This is a genomic window from Streptomyces sp. AMJ-169 (assembly GCF_055597585.1).
The window spans coordinates 1-9,930 of record NZ_JBVLTJ010000034.1; the positions used below are offsets into that span (position 1 = coordinate 1).

Genomic DNA, 9,930 nt, shown 5'->3' on the forward strand with positions numbered 1-9,930 from the left:
TGGTGGCGGGTTCGTTGAGGGGTACCGGCGGCGTGGTGTGCTGCCGATGGCCCCGGAGCTGGCGATGGCGGCTCTGGAGCGGGCGGTGAGCGACGGCTCGGTCACTCTCACCGTGACAGACACGGACTGGGAACGGTTCGCGCCCAGCTTCACCGTCGAGCGCCCGAGCCCCCTCCTCACCGGTATCCCCGAAGCACGCAAGGCACTCACCCGGCCGCAGCCGGCTGGTGAGTCGGTGTTGCGGAGCAGGCTGGCCGGCATGGGGGAGGAGGAACGTGCGCGGGTGTTGCTGGACCTGGTCCGGCGAGAAGCGGCTGTCACCCTCGGTTTCGACAACGCCGATGCCCTCCCGCCCGGACGGGCCTTCCGCGATGCCGGTTTCGATTCGCTGACTGCGGTGGAGTTGCGGAACAAACTCGCCTTGACCACCGGCCTTGTGCTGCCCGCGAGCCTTGTCTTCGACTACCCGACCCCCGCTGTGCTGGCCGACCACCTTCGTTCGGAGCTGCTGGGTGCGGTCGAAGCCGTGTCAGTGACGCCGGTGACCGCGCTGGCGGTGGACGAGCCGATCGCCATCGTAGGGATGGGCTGCCGGTTCCCCGGTGGGGTGGAGAGCCCTGAGCAGTTGTGGTCTCTGCTCGCGGGCGGTGTCGATGCCATCTCGGAGTTCCCGACGCAACGCGGTTGGGATCTGACGGGTGATGGTTTCGCCCGGGTGGGTGGGTTCGTCGAGGATGTGGCGGGGTTCGACGCGGGGTTCTTCGGTATTTCGCCGCGTGAGGCGTTGGCGATGGATCCGCAGCAGCGGTTGTTGTTGGAGACGGCGTGGGAGGCGCTGGAACGGGCGGGGATCGATCCGGACGCGTTGAAGGGCAGCAAGACCGGGGTGTTCGTGGGCGGGACAGGCTCGGGATACGAGACGGTGGGGGGCGCTTCAGGTGACGCCGAAGGCTATCTGCTGACCGGTGGCGCGGGCAGCGTGCTATCGGGCCGGATCGCTTACACGTTGGGGTTGGAAGGGCCTGCGGTCACGGTGGACACGGCGTGTTCGTCGTCGCTGGTCGCGTTGCATTGGGCGGCCCAGGCGTTGCGGTCGGGAGAGTGTGATCTGGCGCTGGCCGGTGGTGTGGCGGTGATGTCCACACCGGGGATCTTTGCCGAGTTCGCGGTTCAGGGCGGGCTGGCGGGGGACGGTCGCTGCAAGTCCTTCGCTGGGGCGGCCGACGGCACTGGGTGGGGTGAGGGTGCCGGGCTGTTGGTGGTGGAGCGGTTGTCGGACGCCCGGCGCAATGGGCATCGGGTGCTGGCGGTGGTGCGGGGTTCGGCGATCAACCAGGATGGTGCGTCGAACGGGTTGTCGGCGCCGAATGGTCCGTCGCAGCAGCGGGTGATCCGGCAGGCACTGGCCAGTGCGGGTGTGTCCGCTGCTGAGGTGGATGTCGTGGAGGCGCACGGCACGGGGACCCGGCTGGGTGACCCGATCGAGGCCCAGGCGCTGTTGGCGACGTACGGGCAGGACCGTCCGGCGGATCGTCCGCTGTGGCTCGGATCGGTCAAGTCCAACATCGGTCACACGCTGGCGGCTGCTGGTGTCGCGGGTGTGATCAAGATGGTGCTGGCGATGCAACGGGGGCAACTGCCGCGGACCTTGCATGTGGATGAGCCGACGCCTGAGGTGGACTGGTCAGCCGGCGCGGTGGAGTTGCTGACGGAGCAGCGGTCGTGGCCGGTGGTCGATCGGCCGTGGCGGGCTGGGGTGTCCTCGTTCGGGATCAGTGGCACCAACGCCCACGTGATCCTCGAACAGGCCCCGGTGTCCGATGCGGAGCCTGGGCCTGTGACTGCTCCGGTGGTGGTGCCGTGGGTGTTGTCGGCGAGGTCGGAGTCGGCGTTGCGGGATCAGGCGCGGCGTCTCGCGGCACACGTAGAGGCCGATCCGGGACTGGACCCGGTGAGTGTGGGCGCGGCTCTCGTATCCACCCGGGCGAGTCTGGAGCACCGGGCGGTGGTCCTAGGCGTGGGCCGGGACGAGTTGATAGCCGGGCTGGCCGGGCTGGCGGACGGAGAGCCGAGCGCTGGAGTGGTGACCGGAGTGGCCGGCCAGAGCGCTGTGGTGTTTGTGTTCCCTGGTCAGGGTTCGCAGTGGGTGGGTATGGCGCGGGGACTGCTGGAGTCCTCCCCGGTGTTCGCGGAGCGGATGCGTGAATGCGCCGAGGCGTTGGCCCCGTTCGTGGAGTGGGACTTGCTGGAGGCATTGGGGGACCAGGCGGCGCTGGAGCGCGTCGATGTGGTGCAGCCGGTGTTGTGGGCGGTGATGGTGTCGCTGGCGGAGGTGTGGCGTTCGCTGGGGGTGACACCGGCCGCTGTGATGGGGCATTCGCAGGGGGAGATCGCGGCGGCGTGCGTGGCGGGCGGGCTGTCGCTGGCGGATGCGGCCAGGATCGTCGCGGTCCGCAGCCAGCTCCTCGCCTGGTCACTGTCCGGGCAGGGCGGGATGGTGTCGGTGGGGCTGCCGCTGGCCGGGGTGGAGTCGTTGATCGCGCGGTGGGTGGGGCGGTTGTCGGTCGCGGCGGTGAATGGGCCGTCGTCGGTGGTGGTGTCCGGTGATGCGGAGGCGGTGGCGGAGCTGGTCGAGGCGGGGAAGACGGAGGACTTCCGGGCTCGTCGGGTCGAGGTGGACTACGCGTCGCATTCCCCGCAGGTCGAGGAGATCGAGACGGAGCTGGTCGAGGCCCTGGCCGGGATCACCCCGGTGGAGGGCACGGTCGCGTTCTACTCCACCGTGACCGGCGAACTGACCGACACCCGGAAGCTGGACGCCGGCTACTGGTACCGCAACCTACGGGAGACGGTACGGCTGGCCGACACCACCCGGGCACTGGCCGAGGCCGGCCACGGGGTGTTCGTAGAGGTCAGTCCGCATCTGGTGCTGACTCCCAGCCTGGAAGACACCCTGTACGAGTCCCACCCCACCGCAGTCGTGACCGGGACCCTGCGCCGTGGCGAGAACGAACCCGAGCAACTCTTGACCGCCCTGTCCACTCTGCATACCCGTGGTGTCCGGGTGGACTGGTCCGCGATCGTGGGCCGGGACGCGGCGGTTGATCTGCCGACGTATGCCTTCCAGCACCAGCAGTACTGGCCGCGCCCCCGGGCCGTGGCCGGGGATGTGCGGGGCGCCGGGTTGATGTCGCTGGGCCACCCCTTGCTGGGGGCGGCGGTGGAACTGGCCGGTGGCGAGGGCGTGGTCTTCACTAGCCGACTGTCCCTGGCCTCGCACGCTTGGCTGGCCGACCACACGGCACGGGGGGTGGTGTTGCTGGCCGGCACTGCGTTCGTGGAGATGGTGGTGCGGGCCGGTGACGAGGTGGGGTGTGGCGTCCTGGAGGACTTGGCGTTGGAGCGGCCGTTGGTGCTGCCCGAGCGCGGGGCCGTGCAGGTCCAGGTGGTGCTCGAGGCACCGGCGGAGGAGGGCCGTCGCGCGGTGAGCGTGTACTCCCGGCCCGAGGAAGCAGCCGGGGAGGCGGGCTGGACACGGCACGCCGGCGGAACGCTGACCGCGTCAGGGGTTCCCGCGCCGGTGTGGCAGGAAGCGGCGTGGCCGCCGGCGGGAGCGGAACCGGTGTTGGTGGACGGGTTCTACGAGGACCTGGCCGCGGCAGGCTACGGATACGGGCCGTCGTTCCAGGGGCTGCGAGGGGTGTGGCGGCGAGGTGAGGAGGTCTTCGCCGAAGTGCGGCTGCCCGGGGAGGTGGCCGAGGGGGCGGGCGAGTTCGGTATCCATCCGGCGTTGTTCGACGCAGCCCTGCAAGCCGCCGCGTTCCTGCCCGCACGCGGCGAGGGCGGGCTCCCGTTCGCCTGGGGCGGGGTGTCGTTGTACGCGTCGGGCGCGAGGTCGTTGCGGGTGCGGCTGTCGGTGACGGGGGACAACACCCTCTGCCTGGACGCGGCTGACGACACGGGCGCCCCGGTGCTGTCGGTGGACTCGTTGGTGGTACGACCGGCGCCGGAAGGCCAGCTGAGTTCACCTGAGTCTGGCCAGGACAACCTGTTCAGCGTGGACTGGCTCCTCAAGCCCGCCGCCCAGGCCAGGACCGAGGGTTCGTCGTGTGTGGTGGCGGGCGTCGGCGGTCAGGATCTGGCGGCGGTCCTGGGGGTTCCCTGGCATCCGGAACTGTCGGAATGCCCGGACAAGGGCCTGGTTCTGGTGCCTGCGGGAGCCGGAGCGGACGCGAGTGACGCTGATGTGGCTGCGGCGGCGCGTTCTGAGGTGTGCCGGGTGCTGGACATGGTGCAGGAGTGGCTGGCCGGTGAGGAGCGTGGTGACGCACGGTTGGTGGTGGTGACCCGGAACGCGGTGTCGGTGGGGACGGCTGACCGGGTGGAGGACGTGGCCGGGGCTGGGGTGCAGGGGTTGGTGCGGTCGGCGAGGTCGGAGCACCCGGGCCGGTTCGGTCTGGTCGACGTGGACGGTGCCGCCGAGTCGTGGCAGTGCCTGCCCACCGTGCTGGGCGGGACGCCCGATGACGAGGGTGAGTTCGAACTGGCGGTGCGGGCCGGGCAGGTCTATCAGCCCCGGTTGATGCCGGCGCGCACCCGCGAGGTTCTGGCTGCGCCGGCGGAGACGTGGCGGCTGGATGTGGTTGGCCGGGGCAGTGTGGACGATCTGGTGCTGGTTCCGTCTCCCGAGGCCGAGGCGCCGTTGGAGGCCGGGCAGGTCCGGATCTCGGTGCGTGCTGCGGGGCTGAACTTCCGGGACGTGCTGAACGTGCTGGGCATGTATCCCGGCGCGGCGCCTGCGCTCGGTGCGGAGGTCGCCGGTGTGGTGCTGGAGACGGGGCCGGGTGTGTCGGGTGTGGCGGTCGGGGACCGTGTGATGGGTATGGCGGTCGGTGGGTTCGGCCCGGTGGTGGTAGCCGATGCCCGCCTGGTGGTGCGGATTCCGGAGGGCTGGTCGTTCGCGCAGGCGGCGGGGACGCCGGTGGTGTTCCTGACGGCGTTGTACGGGTTGCGGGAAACAGGCCGGCTGGAGGCGGGGCAGCGGGTGCTGGTGCACGCGGCGGCCGGTGGGGTGGGGATGGCCGCGGTGCAGCTGGCCAGGCTGTGGGGGGCGGAGGTCTTCGCGACCGCCGGCCCGGGCAAGCAGGACGTGGTGTGCGGGCTGGGGGTGGCGCGGGATCACATCGCGTCGTCGCGGACGCTGGAGTTCGCCGGCCGGTTCGCGGGGATGGATGTGGTGCTGAACAGCCTGGCGGGCGAGTTCGTGGATGCGTCGCTGGGGGTTCTGCGGGACGGCGGCCGGTTCGTCGAGCTGGGGAAGACCGACATCCGTGACGCTGACACGGTCGGAGTCAGTTACCAGGCGATAGACCTGGCCGACTTCGGTCCGGATGCGATGGGGGGCATGCTGGCCGAGCTGGCGGAGTGGTTCGAGGCCGGTGTGCTGTCCCCGCTGCCCACCCGGACATGGGACGTGCGGCAGGCGCGTGACGCCTTCCGATACATGGCGCAGGCCCGGCAGGTGGGCAAGATCGTACTGACCCTGCCGCAGCCGCTGGACCCCGACCGCACGGTGCTGATCACCGGCGGGACCGGCGGACTGGGCGGCCTGCTGGCACGGCACCTGGTCGACCGGCACGGGATGCGGCATCTGACGCTGGTGTCCCGGCAGGGGCCGGCCGCGCCGGGGGCGCAGGAACTGGTCGAGGAACTGGCCGGGTTGGGCGCCGAGGCGCGGGTGGTGGCGTGTGACGTGTCGGACCGGAACGCCGTAGCCGAACTGATCGCCGGAGTGCCGCCGCAGCACCCCCTCACCGCCGTGATCCACGCGGCGGCCGTGCTGGACGACGGGACGGTCACGTCGTTGACACCGGAGCGTGTCGATGCCGTGATGCGGCCGAAGGCGGACGCGGCGTGGTACCTGCACGAGGCGACCGCCGGACTGGACCTCGCCGCCTTCGTCCTCTTCTCGTCTGTGGCGGGTGTGTTCGGTGGGGCTGGAGTGGCGGGGTACGCGGCGGCGAACTCCGTGCTGGACGCGATAGCTCAACAGCGTGCCGCCTACGGCGAGCCCGTCATGTCGCTGGCCTGGGGCTTGTGGGCCGACGCCGACGGCATGCTCGGGCGTCTGGGGCACACCGACCGCGTCCGGTTCGACCGGGCCGGGGTGCGTGCCATGCCGGCGGCGGAAGCGTTGGCGTTGTTCGATCTGGCCTGCCGGCGCCCGGAAGCGCACCTGGCCCCGGTCGGGCTGGAGTTGTCGCGGCGTGGCGGGTCCGGGCCGGTGCCGCCGCTGTTGCGGGGCCTGGTGGCCGGCGGACCGGCCCGGCGGGTCGCCCGCACCGGCGACCAGGACGGCTCCGGCCTGGCCCAGCGGCTGACCGCCCTGACCACCGCCGACCAGCAGCGGCTGCTTCTCGATCTGGTGCGCGGTCACGTGGCCCCGGTTCTCGGGCATGCCTCCGCACAGGACATCGAGCCTGAGAAGGCCTTCCGCGACATGGGCTTCGATTCGCTGACGACGGTGGAGTTGCGCAACCGGCTGGCGACGGCGACAGGGCTGCGGCTGCCCGCGACGCTGGCGTTCGACCACCCGACCTCTTCGCGGCTGGCCACTTACCTCCGGCAGCGGCTGACCGACACGGTCGAGGCCGTGTCGGTGACGCCGGTGACCACGGCGGCGGTGGACGAGCCGATCGCCATCGTCGGGATGGGCTGCCGGTTCCCCGGTGGAGTGTCGTCGCCGGAACAGTTGTGGTCCCTGCTCACGGGCGGCGTCGACGCCATCTCGGAGTTCCCGACCCAACGCGGCTGGGATCTGACCGGTGACGGTTTCACTCAGATGGGCGGGTTCGTCGAGGATGTGGCGGGGTTCGACGCGGGGTTCTTCGGTATCTCGCCGCGTGAGGCGTTGGCGATGGATCCGCAGCAGCGGTTGTTGCTGGAGACGTCGTGGGAGGCGCTGGAACGGGCGGGCATCGACCCTGACGTGTTGCGGGGCAGCAAGACCGGAGTGTTCGTGGGCGGGGCAATTTCCGGCTACGACGCTGTCGGGGGTGCCTCGGGTGACGCCGACGGCTATGTGCTGACCGGTGGCGCGGGCAGCGTGCTGTCGGGCCGGATCGCTTACACGTTGGGGTTGGAAGGGCCTGCGGTGACGGTGGACACGGCGTGTTCGTCGTCGTTGGTGGCGCTGCATCTCGCGGCCCAGGCACTGCGGTCCGGCGAGTGCTCGATAGCACTTGCCGGCGGTGTGACGGTGCTGGCCACATCAGGAGTCTTTGCTGGGTTCGCCGTTCAGGGCGGGCTGGCGGGCGATGGCCGCTGCAAGGCGTTCTCCACGACCGCTGACGGGGTCGGGCTCGCGGAAGGCGTGGGGTTGTTGGTGGTGGAGCGGTTGTCGGACGCCCGGCGCAACGGTCACCGGGTGCTGGCGGTGGTGCGGGGTTCGGCGATCAATCAGGACGGTGCGTCGAACGGGTTGACCGCGCCGAACGGTCCGTCGCAGCAGCGGGTGATCCGGCAGGCGCTGGCCAGTGCTGGTGTGTCCGCTGCTGAGGTGGATGTGGTGGAGGCGCACGGCACAGGCACTCGGCTGGGGGATCCGATCGAGGCCCAGGCGTTGTTGGCGACGTATGGGCAGGATCGGCCGGCGGATCGTCCGCTGTGGCTGGGGTCGCTGAAGTCCAACATCGGTCATACGCAGGCCGCCGCCGGTGTCGCCGGTGTGATGAAGATGGTGCTGGCGATGCAACAGGGTGTGTTGCCGCGCACCTTGCACGTGGACCAGCCGAGCACGGAGGTGGACTGGTCGGCGGGCGCGGTGGAGTTGCTGACGGAGCAGCGGTCATGGCCGGTGGTCGACCGGCCGTGGCGGGCCGGGGTGTCCTCGTTCGGGATCAGCGGCACCAACGCCCACCTCATCCTGGAACAGGTCCCCGAGCTTGAACCGGCCCCTGATGCGGATGCTGTTGCTCCGTCGGTGGTGCCGTGGGTGCTGTCGGCCAGGTCGGAGTCGGCGTTGCGGGAACAGGCACGGCGGCTTGCGGCACACGTGGAAACGGATCCGGGACTGGACCCGGTGAGTGTGGGTGCGGCGCTGGTGTCTACCCGGGCGAGTCTGGGGCATCGGGCGGTGGTTCTGGGCGCGGGCCGGGACGAGCTGATCGCCGGGCTGGCCGGGTTGGCGGCCGGGGAGCCAAATATCGGTGTGGTGTCGGGGGTTGCTGGTCTGAGTGGGCGGACGGCGTTTTTGTTCACGGGTCAGGGTGCGCAGCGGTTGGGGATGGGGCGTGAGCTTGCTGGGGAGTTCCCGGTGTTCGCGGAGGCTTTTGAGGAGGTGTGTGCGGGGTTTGAGGGTCTGCTCCCGGGGTCGCTCCGGGAAGTCGTGTTCGGTGGGGACGAGGGCCGGTTGACGGAGACAGGGTGGGCGCAGCCGGCGTTGTTCGCGTTCGAGGTGGCCCTGTTCCGGCTGCTGTCGTCGTGGGGTGTGGTACCGGACTTCGTGGTGGGGCATTCGATCGGTGAGCTGGCGGCGGCGTATGTGGCGGGGGTTTGGTCGTTGCCGGATGCGTGCCGGGTGGTGGCGGCACGGGCGAGGCTGATGCAGACCCTGCCGGCTGAGGGGGTCATGCTGGCCGTGGAGGCGAGCGAGGACGAGATCGCCTCGGCGGCGGGCGAGGTTGACGGCTGGGGTGAGCGGGCTGCGGTCGGGGCGGTCAACGCGGCCCGTTCCGTGGTGCTTTCCGGCGAGGCCGGGGTGGTCGAGGCGATGGGTGAGCTCTGGCGTGGCCGGGGCCGGAGGGTGCGGCGCCTCCGCGTCAGCCATGCGTTCCACTCACCCCTGATGGACCCCATGCTTGAGCCGTTCGCCGAGGCGCTGGGGCAGGTGGAGTTCAGCTCCCCGTCGGTGGGGATGACGCTGACGGCTGAGCAGGCGTGCAGTGCGGAGTACTGGGTGCGGCAGGTGCGCGAGCCGGTCCGTTTCGCCGACATGCTGACCAAACTGAGCGCTGAGGGCGTGACACATTTCGTGGAGGTCGGTCCCGACGGCGTGCTGACGGGTCTGGGATCAAGCGCGGTGGACGGGCTCTTCCTCGCCACCCAGCGCCGGGACCGCCCCGAGGTCCACACCGCCCTGACCGCCCTGTCCACTCTCCACACCAGCGGCGTCCGGGTGGACTGGCCGGCGATCGTGGGCCAGGGTTCGGTGGTCGATCTGCCGACGTATGCCTTCCAGCGTGAGCGGTACTGGCCCCGCCCCCGGGCCGTGGCCGGAGACGCGCGGGGTATGGGACTGACGTCGCTGAGCCACCCGTTGCTGGGTGCGGCGGTGGAGTGGGCCGGTGGTGAGGGTGTCGTGTTCACCAGCCGCCTGTCCCTCACCTCGCACGACTGGCTGGCCGACCATGCGGTGCGGGGTGTGGTGTTGCTGGCCGGCACCGCGTTGGTGGAGATGCTGGTGCGGGCCGGTGACGAGGTGGGGTGTGGCGTCCTGGAGGATCTGACGCTGGAGCGGTCGTTGGTGCTGCCCGAGCGCGGGGCCGTGCAGGTCCAGGTGGTGCTCGAGGCGCCGACGGAGGAGGGCCGTCGTGCGGTGAGTGTGTACTCCCGGCCCGAGGCAGCAGCGGAGGCGGGCTGGACACGGCACGCCGGTGGAACGCTGACCGTGTCAGGGGTTCCCGCGCCGGTGTGGCAGGAAGCGGCGTGGCCGCCGGCGGGAGCGGAACCGGTGGAGATGGACGGGTTCTACGAGGACTTGGCCGCGACAGGCTACGGATACGGGCCGTCGTTCCAGGGGCTGCGGGCGGCGTGGCGGCGGGGCGAGGAACTCTTCGCCGAGGTGCGGCTGCCCGACGAGGCGGCCGAGCGCGCGGGCGAGTTCGGAATCCATCCGGCGTTGTTCGACGCCGCCCTGCACGCCGCCGCGTT

The 9,930-nt window shown here is 70.8% G+C and carries 1 protein-coding gene; it reads left to right on the forward strand.

Annotated elements, in window-relative coordinates:
* Positions 1 to 9,930: SDR family NAD(P)-dependent oxidoreductase (locus ACYUD3_RS38435; RefSeq protein ID WP_470981136.1), on the forward strand; the 9,930-nt coding region annotated here is incomplete at both ends.